This is a genomic window from Xanthomonas campestris pv. phormiicola (assembly GCA_025666215.1).
GTDB classification, from domain to species: Bacteria; Pseudomonadota; Gammaproteobacteria; order Xanthomonadales; family Xanthomonadaceae; genus Xanthomonas_A; species Xanthomonas_A campestris_A.
The window spans coordinates 4,751,428-4,767,106 of sequence record CP102593.1; the positions used below are offsets into that span (position 1 = coordinate 4,751,428).

Annotated in this window: 13 protein-coding genes and 2 pseudogenes; 6 read left to right on the forward strand and 9 right to left on the reverse strand. The window is 69.3% G+C overall.

Annotated features, from left to right (window positions below):
* Window positions 1-88: 88 nt before the first annotated feature.
* A complete protein-coding gene (locus NRY95_20055; protein ID UYC15954.1) occupies window positions 89-964 on the reverse strand; it encodes a DMT family transporter in 876 nt (291 codons plus the stop codon).
* A gap of 312 nt (window positions 965-1,276) precedes the next feature.
* Here NRY95_20055 and NRY95_20060 point away from each other — a divergent pair, with 312 nt between their 5' ends.
* Window positions 1,277-2,113, forward strand: coding sequence for an SAM-dependent methyltransferase (locus tag NRY95_20060; protein UYC18650.1), 837 nt, complete (start codon window positions 1,277-1,279; stop codon window positions 2,111-2,113).
* A gap of 241 nt (window positions 2,114-2,354) precedes the next feature.
* Here the strand turns inward: NRY95_20060 and NRY95_20065 are convergent, their stop codons facing one another.
* Window positions 2,355-3,248 (reverse strand): LysR family transcriptional regulator, encoded by an 894-nt coding sequence (locus NRY95_20065; GenBank protein ID UYC15955.1) that lies wholly within the window; start codon window positions 3,246-3,248, stop codon window positions 2,355-2,357.
* A gap of 84 nt (window positions 3,249-3,332) precedes the next feature.
* On the opposite strand from NRY95_20065, the gene NRY95_20070 reads away from it, so the two are divergent.
* The gene (locus NRY95_20070; protein UYC15956.1) at window positions 3,333-4,169 is read left to right on the forward strand and encodes an NAD(P)H-dependent oxidoreductase; all 837 of its coding nucleotides are present in this window, start codon (window positions 3,333-3,335) and stop codon (window positions 4,167-4,169) included.
* A 40-nt stretch (window positions 4,170-4,209) separates the two neighbouring features.
* Window positions 4,210-4,989: pseudogene (locus NRY95_20075) on the forward strand (DUF1615 domain-containing protein).
* 292 nt (window positions 4,990-5,281) lie between these two features.
* On the opposite strand, the gene NRY95_20080 reads toward NRY95_20075, so the two are convergent.
* Together NRY95_20080 and NRY95_20085 are read right to left on the reverse strand one after the other, a co-directional pair.
* Window positions 5,282-5,632: an AAA family ATPase gene (locus tag NRY95_20080; GenBank protein UYC15957.1), complete on the reverse strand. Its 351-nt coding sequence runs from the start codon at window positions 5,630-5,632 to the stop codon at window positions 5,282-5,284.
* 176 nt (window positions 5,633-5,808) lie between these two features.
* On the reverse strand, window positions 5,809-7,896 hold the full coding sequence (locus NRY95_20085) for a beta-galactosidase (protein UYC15958.1): 2,088 nt from the start codon (window positions 7,894-7,896) through the stop codon (window positions 5,809-5,811).
* 473 nt (window positions 7,897-8,369) lie between these two features.
* On the opposite strand from NRY95_20085, the gene NRY95_20090 reads away from it, so the two are divergent.
* Window positions 8,370-9,587, forward strand: a complete 1,218-nt coding sequence (locus NRY95_20090; protein ID UYC15959.1) for a xylanase — start codon at window positions 8,370-8,372, stop codon at window positions 9,585-9,587.
* A 58-nt stretch (window positions 9,588-9,645) separates the two neighbouring features.
* Here NRY95_20090 and NRY95_20095 read toward each other — a convergent pair.
* The 5 genes and pseudogenes from NRY95_20095 to NRY95_20115 all read right to left on the reverse strand — a co-directional run bounded on the left by NRY95_20095 (window position 9,646) and on the right by NRY95_20115 (window position 13,888).
* Window positions 9,646-9,975: pseudogene (locus NRY95_20095) on the reverse strand (alpha/beta hydrolase).
* Window positions 9,976-10,036: 61 nt separating this feature from the next.
* A complete protein-coding gene (gene yjjJ / locus NRY95_20100; GenBank protein UYC15960.1) occupies window positions 10,037-11,413 on the reverse strand; it encodes a type II toxin-antitoxin system HipA family toxin YjjJ in 1,377 nt (458 codons plus the stop codon).
* A gap of 355 nt (window positions 11,414-11,768) precedes the next feature.
* Window positions 11,769-12,389, reverse strand: coding sequence for a DUF2076 family protein (locus tag NRY95_20105; GenBank protein UYC15961.1), 621 nt, complete (start codon window positions 12,387-12,389; stop codon window positions 11,769-11,771).
* A gap of 233 nt (window positions 12,390-12,622) precedes the next feature.
* On the reverse strand, window positions 12,623-12,823 hold the full coding sequence (locus NRY95_20110; protein ID UYC15962.1) for a hypothetical protein: 201 nt from the start codon (window positions 12,821-12,823) through the stop codon (window positions 12,623-12,625).
* Window positions 12,824-12,916: 93 nt separating this feature from the next.
* On the reverse strand, window positions 12,917-13,888 hold the full coding sequence (locus NRY95_20115; GenBank protein ID UYC18651.1) for a polysaccharide deacetylase family protein: 972 nt from the start codon (window positions 13,886-13,888) through the stop codon (window positions 12,917-12,919).
* A gap of 701 nt (window positions 13,889-14,589) precedes the next feature.
* Between NRY95_20115 and NRY95_20120 the strand changes: the two genes are divergently transcribed.
* Complete coding sequence (locus NRY95_20120; GenBank protein UYC15963.1) at window positions 14,590-15,219, forward strand: GntR family transcriptional regulator; 630 nt, start codon at window positions 14,590-14,592, stop codon at window positions 15,217-15,219.
* A gap of 288 nt (window positions 15,220-15,507) precedes the next feature.
* Window positions 15,508-15,657, forward strand: coding sequence for a hypothetical protein (locus NRY95_20125; GenBank protein ID UYC15964.1), 150 nt, complete (start codon window positions 15,508-15,510; stop codon window positions 15,655-15,657).
* The last annotated feature ends 22 nt before the right edge of the window (window positions 15,658-15,679 follow it).

A 15,679-nucleotide genomic window follows, 5' to 3' on the forward strand; every position in this document is an offset into this window, starting at 1 on the left:
GAAGATGCCACGCGCACGCGCCAGAGCGCTGCGCCCGCGTTGCGCGCGGAAATCGGCACAAGCCGCGCCACGCCCGGGCGCCGGCGCTTCAGACGATCTTGGTGCGGCGCCACCATTGCGTGACCTTTTCCTCGCGCACCAGGGTGAACAGCCCTGCGCCCAGGATCAGCGCGATGCCGACCAGCATCGGCCAGTCCAGGTGGTCGTGGAACAGCCAGTAGCCGAAGCCGATCGCCCACAGCATCTGGCTGTACTGGGTCGGCGCCACCGCGCTGACCGGCGCCAGCCGCGACGAGTACATCAGGAAGATCGCCGCCAGCCCAGCGAGCAGGCCATAGCCGGCGAGCAGCACCCATTGCTGCCAGGTCGGCCACACGAAGATCGGCAACATCAGCAGCGCGCCCATCAGCAACGGGCCGAGCACGCCGGCGCCGTACAGGGTCAGGCGCTTCTCGCCCGGCCCGGCCATGCGCAGGCTGATCACCGAGATCGCCCCGACCAGGCCGCAGACGATGGCCGCGACATGGCCCTCGCCCAGGTGCCGGAAGCCGGGCCGCAACACGATCAGCACGCCGATGAAGCCGACGATCACCGCCAGCCAGCGCCGCCAGCGCACCTCCTCCTTGAGCAGCAGCACCGACAGCACGGTGACGAAGATCGGCATCAGGAAAATCAGCGCGAACGCCTCGGCCATCGGCAACAGCGTGAACGCGGTGACCGCCGACAGATTGCCGACCGCGCCGGTGAACGCGCGCAACAGCCAGATGCTGGGGCGCTGCGCCACCACCACCTCGCGCCAGCGGTCGCCGCGCTTCTTCAGGAACGGCAGCGCGGCGAGCATCAGCAACGCGCCGAAGAACACCACCTCGTACGCCGGCAGCGTGCCCTCCAGGCCCTTCACGAACGCATCGCTGATCGAATAGGCGGCATAGCAGGCGAAACCGAGCAGCACACCTTTGAGCATCGCGGATCCTGGCAGCTGGCGCCGCGAGCGGCGTCGGCCATTGGGGAGAGAGGACAACGCCATTATGCGGCGGCGCCGCCAGGGCCACCATGACAACGCGCCGCAGCCAGCACGCGCACGCGCCACGCGGCGCTGTGCGGACTGCGCCGTCGTTGCCCATGCGGCAGCAAGCGGCGTATGCCGAGGACCGCAGCCTGGCACGCCGCGGCCGCGCCAGCGCACGACTTCGCACCGGGCCTCGGTTACGATGCCCTCCCCCATCTCGACGACCCGGCCTCGCGCAGCGCGCGCTGGCGCATCGCCTCCCTCGACGTGACCCCTTTCTCCGGCCCCCTGCTGACCCGCCCGCTCGCCGACGCGCTGCTTGCCGCCCGCGATGGCGGCGCCGCCACCTGGACCGGGTCGCTGGACCTGCAGCGCAGCGAAGGACAGGCCGTGCTCGCTGCGGACAGCTGGCAGTGGCGCGGGCAGGCGTATCCGTATCCGTCCAGGCTCAAGGACCGCACGATCTACCACTGGGACGGCGAAGACTTCGCGCCGGTGTCGCGCTTCGGCGGCGCGCTGATCAAGCTGGTGCCGACCGAATGGGGCGCGCCGACCTTCGAGATCGACGGCATCAAGATGCTGCCCAGCGCGCAGCTGTCCCCGTTCGAGGACGCGCGGCGCAAGGTCGCGCTGATCGAACCGCGCGGCAAGCGGGTGCTCGACACCTGCGGCGGGCTGGGCTATTTCGCCGCCTGCGCGCTGGAGGCCGGGGTGGCGCAGCTGCACTCGTTCGAGAAGAACGCCGACGTGCTGTGGCTGCGCACGCTCAACCCGTGGTCGCCGGATCCAGTCGCCAGCGAGGGGCGCCTGCAGCTGGCGCACGCCGACGTCGGCCAGGCCATCGGCACCATCGCCAGCGATTCGATGGATGCGCTGCTGCACGACCCGCCGCGCTTCGGCATCGCCGGCGAACTGTATTCGCAGGCGTTCTACGACCAGCTCGCGCGGGTCCTGCGCCGCGGCGGGCGGCTGTTCCACTACACCGGCAGCCCGAACAAACTGACCAGCGGCCGCGACGTGCCGCGCGAGGTGGCCAAGCGCCTGGAGAAGGCCGGCTTCCGCGCAGACCTGGCGCTGGATGGGGTGCTGGCGACGCGTCGCTAGGTCATGCCGACTCGGCTGCAGGCACCTGCAGGAGCGGCCGCGTCATCGATGCGACACGCGCAATGACCCCGACAACATCGGCAAAAAGCTCGGAGTTGAGCCCCTCCTACAGCGCGACCCCTCCAACTAGCCGCCCCCTTGTAGGAGGCTTCAGCCGCGACAGGCACCCCATCGCGACCGATGACCCGGCACAGCTCCACAGCACACAAACCGCCGAAAGAACGCCAACAACAATCGATCCTCACACCGAAGCGGCGATCTGCTCGCGCAACCAGCGATGCGCCGGATCGCGATGCACGCGCTCGTGCCAGAGCATGGCCATTTCGTAGCCGGCCACGGGCACCGGCGGCGCGCACACCTTCAGCCCGGGATGCGCGCGCACCAACCGCTCCGGCAGCATCGCCACCAGATCGGTCCGCAGCAGCGCGTCGATGACGAACAGGAAATGCGGCACCGACAGCACCACCCGGCGCTGCAGCCCGCGCGCGTGCAGCGCCGCGTCGGTGACGCCGCTGAACCCGCCGCCGTCCGGCGACACGATCACGTGTTCGAGCTTGCAGAACTGCGCCAGCGTCGGCCGCCGCTGCAGCCGCGGATGCCCGGCGCGGCCGGCCAGCACATAGCGCTCGGCGAACAGCGTGCGCTGGCGCAGGTTCGGCGGCGCGCCGTCGCGGGTGTGCAGGGCCAGGTCGATCTCGCCCTGCTCGGCCTGGCGCGCGATCTGCAACGGCGCCATTTCCAGCACCGCCAGCCGCGTGCCCGGCGCCGCGCTGCGCAGCGCCGCCAGCGCCGGCAGCAGGATGGTCGATTCGCCGTAGTCGGTCGCGGCCACGCGCCAGCTGTTGCCCGCCTGCGCGGGATCGAACGACGCATCCGCCGCCACCGCACGCTGCAGCGCCTCCAGCGCCTGCCGCAGCGGCGCGCGCAAGGCATCGGCACGCGCGGTCGGGCGCATGCCGCGCGGCCCCGGCAGCAGCAGCGGATCGTCCAGCGCCTCGCGCAATTTCGCCAGGTGCACGCTGACCGAGGGCTGCGACAGGTGCAGGCGCTCGGCGGCGCGGGTCACGTTGTGCTCGGCGAGCAGCGCGTCCAGGGTCAGCAGCAGATTCAGGTCCAGGCGTCCGAAATTAAGCATGGCTATAGCTGCAATTCCCGTAATTCATTTCCACTATAGCGGGCCGCGACCTACCTTGGCGCATCCCAATCGCCGAGATCGCCCATGAACGTCCTGCTGGTCCATGCCCATCCCGAATCCACATCGCTCAACGGCGCGCTCAAGGACGTCGCCGTGCAACGCCTGCAGGCCGCCGGGCACCAGGTGCAGGTGTCGGACCTGTACGCGATGCAGTGGAAGCCGGCGCTCGATGCGCAGGACAGCCTGGACGGCGCGGCCGGCGATCGCTTCGATCCGTCGCTGGACTCCAAACGCGCCTTCGCCAATGGCCGCCAGCGCGCCGATATCGCCGCCGAGCAGGCCAAGCTGCGCTGGGCCGACGCCGTGCTGCTGCAGTTTCCGCTGTGGTGGTTCTCGATGCCGGCGATCCTGAAAGGCTGGGTGGACCGCGTCTATGCCTATGGCTTCGCCTACGGCGTCGGCGAACATTCCGACGCGCGCTGGGGCGACCGCTATGGCGAGGGCACGCTGGCCGGCAAGCGCGCGATGCTGATCGTCACCACCGGCGGCTGGGAATCGCACTACGCGCCGCGCGGCATCAACGGCCCGATCGACGAGGTGCTGTTCCCGATCCAGCACGGCATCCTGCACTACCCCGGCTTCGACGTGCTGCCGCCGTTCGTGGTCTATCGCAGCAGCCGCATGGACGCGGATCGGTTCGCACAGATCCGCGACACGCTCGGCCAGCGCCTGGACACCCTGTGGAGCGCCGCGCCGATCGCGTTCCGCAAGCAGAACGGCGGCGACTACGCCATCCCGGAGCTGACGCTGCGGCCGCAGGTCGCCCAGGGCCAGGTCGGGTTCGCGGCGCATGTCATCGGGTTCGATGAAGAGCGAGCGGCAGAGGCAGCGCCCGCGAACGACGGATTGCGTCGGACATGAAGCACGACGCTGGACTGTAGGATGGCGCGTGCGGCGACTGCGCCGCGCGTCCGCATTGCATGTTCCCGCGTTCATGCTCGACGCGGCGCTGGCATTGAAGTCGCCGAACGGCCGCAGCTACGGCGAGCGCATCGCCAGCGCGCGCACCGAGCAGGAACTGAGCGGCATCTTCGAGGACTTCGCCGGCAGCGTGCCGCTGGGCCAGCGCCTGTTCGGCGGACTGAACCCGGTGCACACCGGCGGGCCGATGCAGGTGAGCGTCGCCTTCGCCGAAGCGCATACCGACGGCTATCCGTATCCGTTGCAGGACACCGTGCGCCACGAGGTGTTCGGCCGCCGCGGCGGCGTGTGGTTCGGCACCCGCCATCTGCTCGGCTACCCGAGCGACTACGACGCGCTGCTGTACCGCTTCGCCGACTTCAACGCCGGCTGGTACGCCAGCCGCAACGCGGCGTTCCAGGCGGCCTTGGCGAAGGCCAGCGGCACGTCCCTGGCGCTGGACGGCGACTTGTTGATCCCCGACAGCGACATCGACCAGCCCGGCACCACCGAGCGCGCCGCGCGCCGCCTCGGCACCCGTCTGGCGCTGAGCGACAAGGAGATCCGCCGCGCCCTGCAGCGCGGCAACGCCGCCGACTTCGGCGACACCGCGCTCTACCGCCAGGTCTTCGCGCTGGCCGAACGCAGCGCCGGCAAGCCGCTGCCGCGCGCGATCCTGCCCGGCATCACCCTGGAAAGCCCGAAGATCACCCGCACCCTCACCACCGCCTGGTTCGCGCAGCGCGTCGCCGAACGCTGGCGCCGCTGCATGGGCAGGTGACGGCGACGCGCGGCAACTGTGCCGGCGCTATACCTGCCGCGCATCGGCTTGGACTGCCGCCATTGCCCCCATCAAGGAAGATGACGCCGGCCTCGCCCCGGCATGCCGCATGCGTCGATTCCCTTGCCCTTTCGTTACCGTGTGCCGGTCGCCGGCCGGTATCTCGTTCGCATCAAGGAACTCCTCTTGAAACCTCTCCCCACCTCGTCCTGCTCGCGCTGTGCGCGACCGTGCTGTCCGCCTGCGATCCCACCACCGGCAAAAAGAACATGTCGCCGGAGGACTACCTGACCTACAACGTCTCGGCCCGGAACGGCATCACCTCGGTGACCGAACCGTGGATCGGCGGTGAGCGCGGCGAACAGCTGCTGGCCGATGCGAGCGAACTGGAGGCCAGCGTGCTGAAGTTGAAATTCCTGGTTCCGCCCTCGGCATTGAAACCCCAGACCACCGCGATCGCTTCCAGCAGGGTCGACTTGCCGCTGCCGTTCTCGCCGACGATGAAGGTCACCTTGGGATGGAAGCGCAGCAGGCCGAGGTTGCGCACCGCCGGCAGCGAATACGGCCAGGCCTGCATCGAGGCCACGCGGTCCTGCTTCAGCGTGACATCCATCAGATAGTGCTCGGCATCGATCGCGCGCACGGGTTCCCTCCCGGCCGGCGGGAGGCCGGCGCCACGGCGTCGGGTGTCGCGGCGAGGCGCGCTGCGCGCAATGCGCGCGCAGCGCGGGGCATCCGCCATGGCCGGTCCTGCACCGATCCGCACCTGCCGCAGGCACGGATCGGCCGCACGGCGTCAGCCGCGCATCGCGATCGCGCTCAGCGACGGTCGTCCAGCACCGCCACGTCCTCCGGTGCCAGCTGCACCACGTCGCTGGCCGCGCCCGTCCCCAGCAGCGAGCGCATCGGCGTCGGCAGACGCACCTGCTGCGCATCGCGGCCATGGTTGATCAGCACCAGCACGCGGCGGCGGCCGTCGCTGCGCACGCCGACCTCCACGTCCGCCGGCACGTCCGCCAGCGGCGCGCGCACCTGCGCAGCGCGCAGCCAGTCGCCGGTGAGGCGGTCGAGCGTGGCATCGTCGAGCCAGGCGCCGACGTAGCTGATGCGGCCCTTGCCGACCCGCCGGGTCAGTACCGCCGGCTCGCCGTCCAGCCAGCCGTTGGCCTGGCCGTAGCGCAACGGCACCTCGGTCTGCGCCGCGCGCGCCTGCAGTTGCTCGGCCCAGATCTTCGCAGTGCCCTCGCCGGCCGCACCGGCGACCGGAATCGGCTTGTCCAGCGCATAGAACTGCTGCACGCGGCCACCCAGCAACGCGCCCAGCGGTCCGGGCTGGCGCTGCGGCTGCAGGCCGTTGTCGGCATTCTTCATCGCGCTGCGCGGGCCCAGCACCAGATGCCCGCCAGCTTCGACGTAGGCCTGCAACCGCTGCGCCTGCGCCTCGCTGAGCACGTTGAGCGACGGCGCGACCACCAGCTTGTAGCCCTCCAGCGGCGCCAGCGCCGAGACCACGTCGACCACCTGCGCCTGCTGCCGCAGCGGCCGGTAGAACGACTTCATCTGCGCGACCGGGTCGAAATCGGCCGAATGCTTCTGGAAGCCCAGCGCCCAGCGGCTGTCGAAATCGTTGATCAACGCCACTTCGGCATGCGGGGTGGTGCCCGCCAGCGCCGCGCCGGCCTTGGCGAACTCCGCGCCGACCTGCTGGATCTCCGCATACACCGGCACCGGCTCGCCATCGGCGCCGACCAGCGTGCCGTGGTACTCCTCCTGCCCGTTCGGCGCCGCGCGCCATTGCCAGTACGCGACCGCATCGGCGCCGTGCGCGACCGCCTGCCAGGCCATCGCCCGTACCTGGCCCTTGCGCAAGGCCACGTTGGTCGCGCGCCAGTTGACGAAGCCCGGCTGCGTTTCCATCACCCAGTAGTTGCGCTGCTTGTAGCCGCGGGTGAGGTCGTGGCGCGCCGCGTTGTCCACCCAGTCGTAGCGCTCGCCGGCGACGTAGTCGTCCCAGGCGGCGATGTCGAGCACGTCGTGCACCTTGTAGGCATCGAAACCGGCGAACCAGCCCATCGTGTTGGTGGTGATGAACTGGCGCGGATCGGCGTGCGGGCGGATCGCGTCGATCTGATTGCGCGAATAATCGGTCCAGGTGTCGCTGACGAAGCGTTTCCACTCCAGCAGCAGCGCCGGATTCTGCCCGTCCTCGTGCACCGGGATCTGCGCGAAGTCGTTGTAGGTCTGGCTCCAGTACGCGGTCGCCCAACGCTGGTTCAGCGCTTCGATGCTGCCGTACTTGCGCTGCAGCCAGGCATGGAACTGCGCCTTGGCCTCCGGATCGAACGAGGCCTGCGCGTACTCGTTGTCCAGCTGCCAGCCGACCACGTGCGGATTGCGCCCATAGCGCTGCGCCATCTGCTCGGCGATGGCGTGGGCGAAGCGGCGGTAGCGCGCGCTGGCGAAGGAGAACTGCTGGCGGTTGCCGTGCTCGTCGCGCACGCCGTCCTCGCCGACGCGCAGCGTGTCCGGATAGGCCTGGGTCAGCCACGCCGGCGGCGCCGCGGTCGGCGTGCCCAGCACCACCAGCATGCGGTGCCGCGCGGCCGCGGCGATGGCGCGGTCCATCCACGCGAAATCGTATTGGCCCTCGCGCGGCTCCATGCGGCTCCAGGCGAACTCGCCGATCCGCACCACCCGCACGTGCGCCGCCTCCATCAGCGCCAGGTCGTGCTCCCACTGCGCTTCCGGCCATTGCTCCGGATACCAGGCCACGCCCAGCAGCAACGGCGCGGCATCGGCATAGCGCGTGGCCTGCGCGCGGGCGCCTGGCACTGCCGCCACCAGGGCGAACAGCGTGCCGAACAAGAGCGCGGTCGCGCGCTGCGGGAACCAGGAAGGCGATGGCATAGGCGAACTCGTCGATAGCGGGAAAGGCGGCGAGCAACCCCGAGCCGTCGCCACCGTCCATTGTGCGCGTGCGCGGGGGGCACCACTTGTGCAACTTGTCGAACTTGGGTGCGCAACTGTGCACAAAGCGGGCAATCGCGCCGTTGCCTGCGCAGGATCGCCTGCCGTCGCACTGGATATCGTGCGCGGCCCTGGCACCACGCGCCGGCGCCCGCATGATCTATCCGGATGGGCGTGCACGAAGTTGGGCGAACGCAGCGCACAGCGCATCGGCTTGCGCCAGGCGCATGTCCCCAGACAGCCTCGCGACCGTCTCGCGCGCCTGCAGCGCGCTTCGCGGAAGCGGTCCCTGGCTGCCTGCGCGTTGCATCACAGTTGCCGCAGTTGGCGCGTGCGCCGATCGTCCATGTGATGGCGACGGCGTAGCGTCACGCCCTGCCGCACCTCCCTCTTGCATTCCCCCGGAGACGAACATGAGAACACCACGGATCCTCGCCACGCTGCTGGCGCTGGCCACGGCGATCCTTTCCGCCGCGCCCGCCTCGGCGCAGAACGTCACCCTCACCCCGAGCGAAACCTACCAGACCATCCAGGGATTCGGCGGCATGAGCGGCGCCGGCTGGATCGCCGACCTCACCCCGGCCCAGGTCGATCTGGCCTTCGGCAGCGACAACGGCCAGATCGGCCTGTCGATCATGCGCATGCGCATCGCCCCGTCCAGTTCCGACTGGAACATGCAGGTCCCGGCCGCAGTGCGCGCGCGTGCGCATGGCGCGGTGTTGCTGGCCACGCCGTGGTCGCCGCCGGCGTACATGAAATCCAACAACAGCCTCAACAATGGCGGCAAGCTGCTGTCGCAGTATGACGGCGCCTACGCCAAGCACCTGCTGGACTTTTCCAGCTACATGTCCGGCCAGGGCGCGCCGCTGTACGCGCTGTCCGTGCAGAACGAGCCGGACTGGCATCCGGACTACGAGTCGGCGGAATGGGACGCCAGCGACTTCACCAACTTCCTCAGCGCCCAGGGCGCCGGCTTCGGCAACCTGAAGGTGCTCGCGGCCGAGTCGTTGAACTTCAATCCCACCCTGACCGATGCCTTGCTCAACAGCAGCGCCAGCCAGCACGTGGACATCATCGGCGGCCATCTGTACGGCGTGCAGCCGAAGGACTACCCGCTGGCGCGCAGCAAGGGCAAGCCGCTGTGGATGACCGAGCACTACACCGACAACACCGACGCTGACGCCTGGCCGTCCGCACTGGGCGTGGCCAGCGAGCTGCACAGGAGCATGGCCGCCAACTACAGCGCCTACATCTGGTGGTACATCCGCCGCAGCTACGGCCTGATCACCGAAGGCGGCGCGGTCAGCAAGCGCGGCTACGCGATGGCGCAGTACGCGCGCTTCGTGCGCCCCGGCGCCCAGCGGATCGGCGCGACCGCCGCGCCCTACAGCGATGTCGCGGTCACCGCCTACAGGCGCGCCGACAACAAGATCGTGCTGGTCGCGGTCAACACCGGCACCCAGTACCGCGAACTGAAGGTCAGCCTGCCCAGCGGCAGCGCCGCCAGCTTCACCAAGTACAGCACCTCGGCCAGCGTCAACGTCGGCTACGGCGGCGCATACCAGGTCAGCAACGGCCAGACCGCGTTCTACGTCGATCCGCAGAGCGTGGCGACGTTCATCAGCAACTAGCCGCGGCCCGACGCATCGCCAGCGGCGATGCGTCCACCGCCATTGGGCCGACGGGCGTTCAGTCCGGCTCGGCCAGGAACGCCGGCAACGCGGCGTTGAACGCGTCGGCATGGCTGACATTGCAGCCATGCGGCGCATCCGGCAACACCACCCGCGTGCGGCCGGCGATGGCGCGATGGGTACGCTGCCCGGAACCTTCGAACGGCACCGTTGCATCCGCATCGCCATGCAGCGCCAGGGTCGGCACATCGACCGCTTGCAGGTCCCGACGGACATCGGTGGTGCCGAATGCCTGCATGCAGCCGAGCGCGGCGGTCTGGTCGCGCTGCCGGCAAAGGGCGATCGCCTGCCGCTGCGCCTCGCTGACCTTCAGCTCGCCATTGGCGCTCATGTCCGGCGTACGTGAGCGCGACGTTGCCAAGGCGTCGCTGCGCCATGCCGCAGCGACGTCAGCCGATGCGCTGCATCGCCCGGCCGAGTTGCTGGTGTGCGCTCGTCGCCAGGCCACGGAAGCCTGAAGAGATCGCAGCGGCCTGCGCGACGCGCTCCCAGAACTCCAGCGCCATCGCTGCCGCGGCGCGCCAGCCGTCGCGGTACTCGGGCGCGGGCAAGGCCAGCGTGTAGTCGCGCTCGACCACCTCGCCACTCGCCGCAGGACGGAATGCCATCGGCAGCATGTCGTAGGCCGGAGCCAGCGCCAGCGGACGCGTCTCGGCGAGCATCGCGCCCGCATTGCCCAGGTGCATGTCGTTGTTGCCGATCAGTGCGCCGAACCAGCCATACACCGCGAGCCGCCGCGCATCGTCGCCATCGAGCCAACCGTCGCGCTGCAACTGCCTGGAAAACGCCCACCAGTCGATGCGGCCGTGCCCGTAATAGGCCGCGTCCAAGGCGGCCAGCGAAACGAAACCGCGCCGGCCGAGCGCCGGCGTGCGATCGAAACGGGTGGATTGCAGGAACACGCGTCCACCGGCGTCGACGATCTCGCTGTCGGCAGCGGCCATGCCGTGCGCGCGCAGCACCTGCCCGGCAAGCTGTTCGCAGCGCAGCAGGTCCGCCCACCGCTGTGCGGCAGGCGTGCCGGCACGCTCGCTGAACTTGACGATGACCGACTGGAAGCGTCCATCGTGCTGCAGCGTCGCGGCGAACTTGGGCTGCTCGCCGCCCGCCGAGGAACCGACGTCTTCGCCGCGCAGGGCGGCTTCGGCACGTTGCGGATACGCCTGCTGGCGCTGCGCCGGCGCGATCGTGTCGGCGGGCTGCAGCCCCCCTTGCAGCGCGCGTTGCAGCGCCAGTTCGCCCAGGACCAGGTCGCCGGGCTGGTCGTCTCCGTGGCGCAGCAATCCCAGCACGATGTCGTCGGGCTGCCAGCGCAGCGGGTCGAGCGAGGCGCCGATGTCTTCGGCCACCCGGCGCGCGAAGGCACGCCCGAGGAAACCTTGCGGGCGCTGGTCGTCGAGGAACCAGGGCAGCCCCGGGAACACACCGCTTGCGAATTCGCCATGCAGCAGCGCAGGACAAGCAACGCGAGGCGCGAACAGGTAGCCGTCGCCGTGCAGTGCATGCAACTCGCCGAGCGCCTCGGCCTGGCCGTGCGCGGTGATGCGGAACAGCGGCCAGCGATTGCCGGCGCGCCCGACCTGGCGGCGGAGCGCGTAGCGGGTGGCGCGGGCCTTGCCGAGACGCACCACGCTGTCGCCCGCGGAGAGCAACAGGCGCGACACCGTCGGCTGGCTGACCCCGAGCGCCGCGCCGATCTGGGCGGCGGTGCTGGCTCCCTGGCTGAGCAGCAGCGCGGTCAACTCGCGGAGGCGGGAGTCGCTCATGGGAGCGATTGAATAGAATTATGAATAGATAGTCAAGCCATACCCGCTACCGATCCACTTGTATATCAGTCACTTCCCCCTCACCCCCCAAATGCAAACAGGAAAAATTTGAATAAATAAAGACTGGATCCATGACTGATCGCCAGTGCCAGGGTAGGGGGCCGCCGCGGCGGCCCCACCCTGGCACTGGCTAACAAGCAGCGACCACCGGCCGAAACGGCAGTGCGGATATGTGGCAGCCGCGTCCTAGGGAAGGAGCGGGAGAGTCACCGGGCGGAACGCGCAGGCGCAATGGCCGTGCACCGCCCGCTCGGCGGACCCACCCCTGGGCCTGCCGAGCGGGGCGCCAGGATCCCTACGCCCAATTGTCGTTATCCAGGCCGCTGTCGTCGGCAAAGTCCTGATCGGCGTCCTGCAGCGGCGCGTCGTCGTAGTAGTTGTTGGTGACGTTCTCGACCACGGTGGGCTGCGACGACCCGCCGCCGAGGAATCCGCCGTGGTGACCACCGATCAGGCTCTCCACGCCCTCGAACAGGAGCATGCCGCCTGCCACGCCTGCAGCCGTGGTGGCCGCGGTGCCGAGAAAACTCGGACCGCGTGCGGCCGGCGCCGCGACCGGAGCCTGTTCCGGCGCGCTGGCGCCGCCGCCGAACAGGCGCTCGCGCCATCCCGGTGCCGCCTGCGGCGCGGGTGCCGGCGGCAACGGCGGCGGCCCCGCATTGAATCCCTGGCCCAGAAAACTCGCGGCCGGCGGCGGCGGCGGCGCGGCCTGCTGCAGCTGTGCGATCTGCGCCTTGGCGCTCTCCAGCGCATGTTCGAGCAGCAAGGCCCGCTGCACCAGCAGGTAGGCCGCATCGGGCTGGCCGGCCAGGCGCTCGCGGATCAGCGCGTCCGCCTGCGGATCCATCGCCAGGCCACTGGCACTGCGCACGCGGGCCAGGAAATCTTCGAGTAGCTGTTGTTCTTGCGGAGTCATCGCCATTACCTGGAAGAGGTGACCGGCTCGATGCCGGCACGCACAGCATGGGCATGGCCGGGCCGGGACCAAGGGCACCGCTGCAACGCGGTGCGGCGGCATTCATCGAACGCGCACGTACGGCCATCCTGTGCCGCCCCACACCGGCATCACGCCCGCGTCTGCGGCGTGGCCTGCCAGCGCTGGCAGCCGCCGGCCGCGCCGATCAGGCAAGGCCACGCCGCCATCGACGCCTATCGCGCACCGGCATCGTCCGCCGCGTCATTGCCGCGCGGCTGGCGCAGCGCCCACATGTTGTCGATCAGGTTCGGATACGGGCGCCCGTTCTCCTTCGCGCGCTGCCGCGCCGCGGCCTGCTGCGACGGCGACAGCGGTTGCGAACGCTGGCCGCGCGGCTTGGGTTTCTTCCAGGGCGGTGTCTTGGAGGTGGGCATGGGCATAGGCGGAAAGCGCGAAGAGGACAGCGTGAAGCACGGCGGCGCGCGGGAAAGTGAATGCTGCGCGCGCCCAGGCCGACCCGACGGCCGCTATTCCGACTCGATCGCCGCCAGCGCGAACACCCAGCCCGGCACTGTCGGTTCGCCGGCATGGAAGTCCTTGGGCTTGTGCTCGGCCATGGCCCAGCGGTGCAGCCAGCTGATGCCACCGCGGCCGGTATAGCCCTCCGCGTGCAGGTAGGCCGGATCGCGCAGCGCCTCGTCCAACGTGATGAAGGCATAGCCGCGACGACGCGTGGCGGCGATCAGCTCAGGGAACGCGACGGCATTGAGTTCGTTGGCATGCATCAGCCACACCTGCGCGATGCGGCGGCCGAACAAATGCTGCGATTGCGCCTCGAAATAATCCAGCTTGTTGAGCATGTACGGCACATAGCCCTTGCGCAGCCGCAGCAACGTCGCCTCGCGCGCTGCGCCTGCCGGTTCGGTCTCCAGCACCCGCGCATAGGCGAAGGCCCACACCCACTCGCCGTTGTCCACGGTGACCGGCGCGACGCGGTAGCCATGTGCCGCGAGGAAAGCGACCACCGCCTCGCGATCGGCATCGTTGCGGCCCGTGGCCAGGTACGGGTGGCGGAACCAGCGCAGCGGCTGCGCGTACTCGGCCAGCAGTGGCCGCAGGGTGCGCTCGCCGCGCACGATCGCCTCCTCGTAGGCCGGCACCCCCACCTCGTGCAGGTTCACGTGGCCGTAGGTGTGATTGCCCAGCGCGTAGCCTGCATCCAGCCAGTCGCGCAGCATCGCCACCCGCTGCGGCTGCAACTGGCCGTCCTGCTCGAGCTTGTCCTCGTTGACGAAGCCGACGATGGGCACATCGGCCTGCTTCAGCGATGCCATCAGCTGCGCGTGGAACGCCGGCAGCTGCGCGGCCGGGGTCTTGCCCATGCGCTGCCACGGCAGGTCGTCGATGGTCACGGCGATACGGCGGTCGGCGTCCTGCGCCTGCGCGACAGCGAAGACGGCCAGCAGGGCCAGCGCAACGAAGCGGCGGTAGCGGTTCATCGGTCGCACCAGATCCTTGACCGGGCAAGTGTAGCGGGTCATGCGCACGCGGCATCGGCGGCCTGCGCATGCCAGACCACGGCAGAGACGGCTCCGCCTCGACGATCTCCACGCCCTCTGCATGGCGTGGCCGATGACCGCATGCACCCGCGTCAGCCCCAGCCGCGCCCCCACGCTCGCACCGAACAGAGAGCTTTCGGTGGTGCACGCCGGAAGCTCCGCCAGCAGCGCCACCATCCCAGCAACACCCGGCCTCGGCTCATGTCCCGCTCCATCCACCTCAGGAACGCGCATTTCCGGCACGGCGCGCATGCCTGCACCCATGACGTTGCATGGCATGGCGAAGGACATGCATGGCGCAACCGGCAAGCAGAAAAACGCCGGGCACGGGCGCGACGAAAATGTCGCTCCGCACGCCGCGGCGGCCGCAGGTCGCGTTTGCGCCAGCGCCGCTGTCGCAATTAAGTGAGCGCAGCGACGTCGGGCAATACCGACGGCGACCATTTCGCAGGCGACACCCTCTTCGTTGGAGATATCGGCATCGTCCGTTTCGAACGAAGAGATCCTGCGCTGCAAGCACGACTGACCAGCGGCACCGCCCCAGACAACGATCCTGCGACACGCGCCCTGCCTTGCCCGCTGATCAATCCTTTGTATTATCCCGCCTGGGAGGCCGTCATACGCAGACATGGAGTTCCGCTATGAGTGCGATCCATTCCAAGAGTGCGTTGGTCTACGCACAGGTCCGGCGCGCGCTGCAGTCGGGACGTTACCTGCCGGGGCAGCGGATCGACCCGGCCAGCCTGGCCGCCGAGTTCCGCACCAGTCCCACGCCGGTGCGCTTCGCCTTGTATCGCCTGGTGGGCGCGGGCCTGCTTGCCGATCACGCGCGCAACGGACTGCATGTCCCGTTGCCGACCGAAGTCGCACTGCGCGACCTCTACGACTGGATGCAACGCCTGCTGTTGATGGCCTGCGATATCGGCGTCGCCGCGACCGCCGCCAGGCCCCAGGAGGTGCTGCCGGAATGCGGCGGCGCCGATGTCGTGAAGATGACATGGCAGCTCTTCGACACGATCGCCGGCACGACCGGGCATCGCTGCCTGCACCATGCGGTCAGGCGGGCCAACGACCGTCTGGCACCGATACGCCATGCCAAGCAATATCTGTTGGAAAACGCCGGGGAAGAGCTTCTGGAGCTGCGCCGGCACTGGCGCGAACGCGATATGGCAGCGCTCGGCGCGGCGGTACGCGGCTATCACGAAAGGCGTTTGCAACACGTGCCGCGCATCGTGGCGATGTTGAACGACGGCCGCGACAGCATTCGCTGAGCGCAACCAGCACGCCCCCCCTAGGCACGTCGACCATTGCGGCGCTCGCCACGCTGCGCTGATCGCCAGCGGGCCGGCCCACGCCTGGCGTATGGAATCCTTGCAACATCCGCCTCCGTGCACCCCCAAGGGCTCGACCGCAGCCTCCATCGCGCACGATGCGAACGTTGCCGACGCCCGCGGAAGAATTAAGCGCTTGCACAACAAAAATAATTTGAAAATTAAAATATCCGGCGCGCACCCTGTCCGTGCCATGGAATCGCCATGGTGCAACCGAAGGAGACAGAGATGGACAAGAACAGCGAAATCGCTGCGCGCGACGAAGCCGGGCAGGCCACCGTCGTCATGCTCGGCATTGCCAGCGTCGAAACCAAGGGCGGCGCCTTCAATACCGAGGCCGTCGGCGGCCAGTCCATGCCGGGCATTTCCGAGGAATGAGCACCCAGGCGCGCCGAAAGGC

Coding starts and splice junctions, on each gene's coding strand:
- NRY95_20055 (UYC15954.1), bottom strand. CDS start 964: ATGCTCAAAGGTGTGCTGCTCGGTTTCGCCTGCTATGCCGCCTATTCG.
- NRY95_20065 (UYC15955.1), bottom strand. CDS start 3,248: ATGCTTAATTTCGGACGCCTGGACCTGAATCTGCTGCTGACCCTGGAC.
- NRY95_20070 (UYC15956.1), top strand. CDS start 3,333: ATGAACGTCCTGCTGGTCCATGCCCATCCCGAATCCACATCGCTCAAC.
- NRY95_20085 (UYC15958.1), bottom strand. CDS start 7,896: ATGCCATCGCCTTCCTGGTTCCCGCAGCGCGCGACCGCGCTCTTGTTC.
- NRY95_20090 (UYC15959.1), top strand. CDS start 8,370: ATGAGAACACCACGGATCCTCGCCACGCTGCTGGCGCTGGCCACGGCG.
- yjjJ (UYC15960.1), bottom strand. CDS start 11,413: ATGAGCGACTCCCGCCTCCGCGAGTTGACCGCGCTGCTGCTCAGCCAG.
- NRY95_20105 (UYC15961.1), bottom strand. CDS start 12,389: ATGACTCCGCAAGAACAACAGCTACTCGAAGATTTCCTGGCCCGCGTG.
- NRY95_20110 (UYC15962.1), bottom strand. CDS start 12,823: ATGCCCACCTCCAAGACACCGCCCTGGAAGAAACCCAAGCCGCGCGGC.
- NRY95_20115 (UYC18651.1), bottom strand. CDS start 13,888: ATGAACCGCTACCGCCGCTTCGTTGCGCTGGCCCTGCTGGCCGTCTTC.
- NRY95_20120 (UYC15963.1), top strand. CDS start 14,590: ATGAGTGCGATCCATTCCAAGAGTGCGTTGGTCTACGCACAGGTCCGG.
- NRY95_20125 (UYC15964.1), top strand. CDS start 15,508: ATGGACAAGAACAGCGAAATCGCTGCGCGCGACGAAGCCGGGCAGGCC.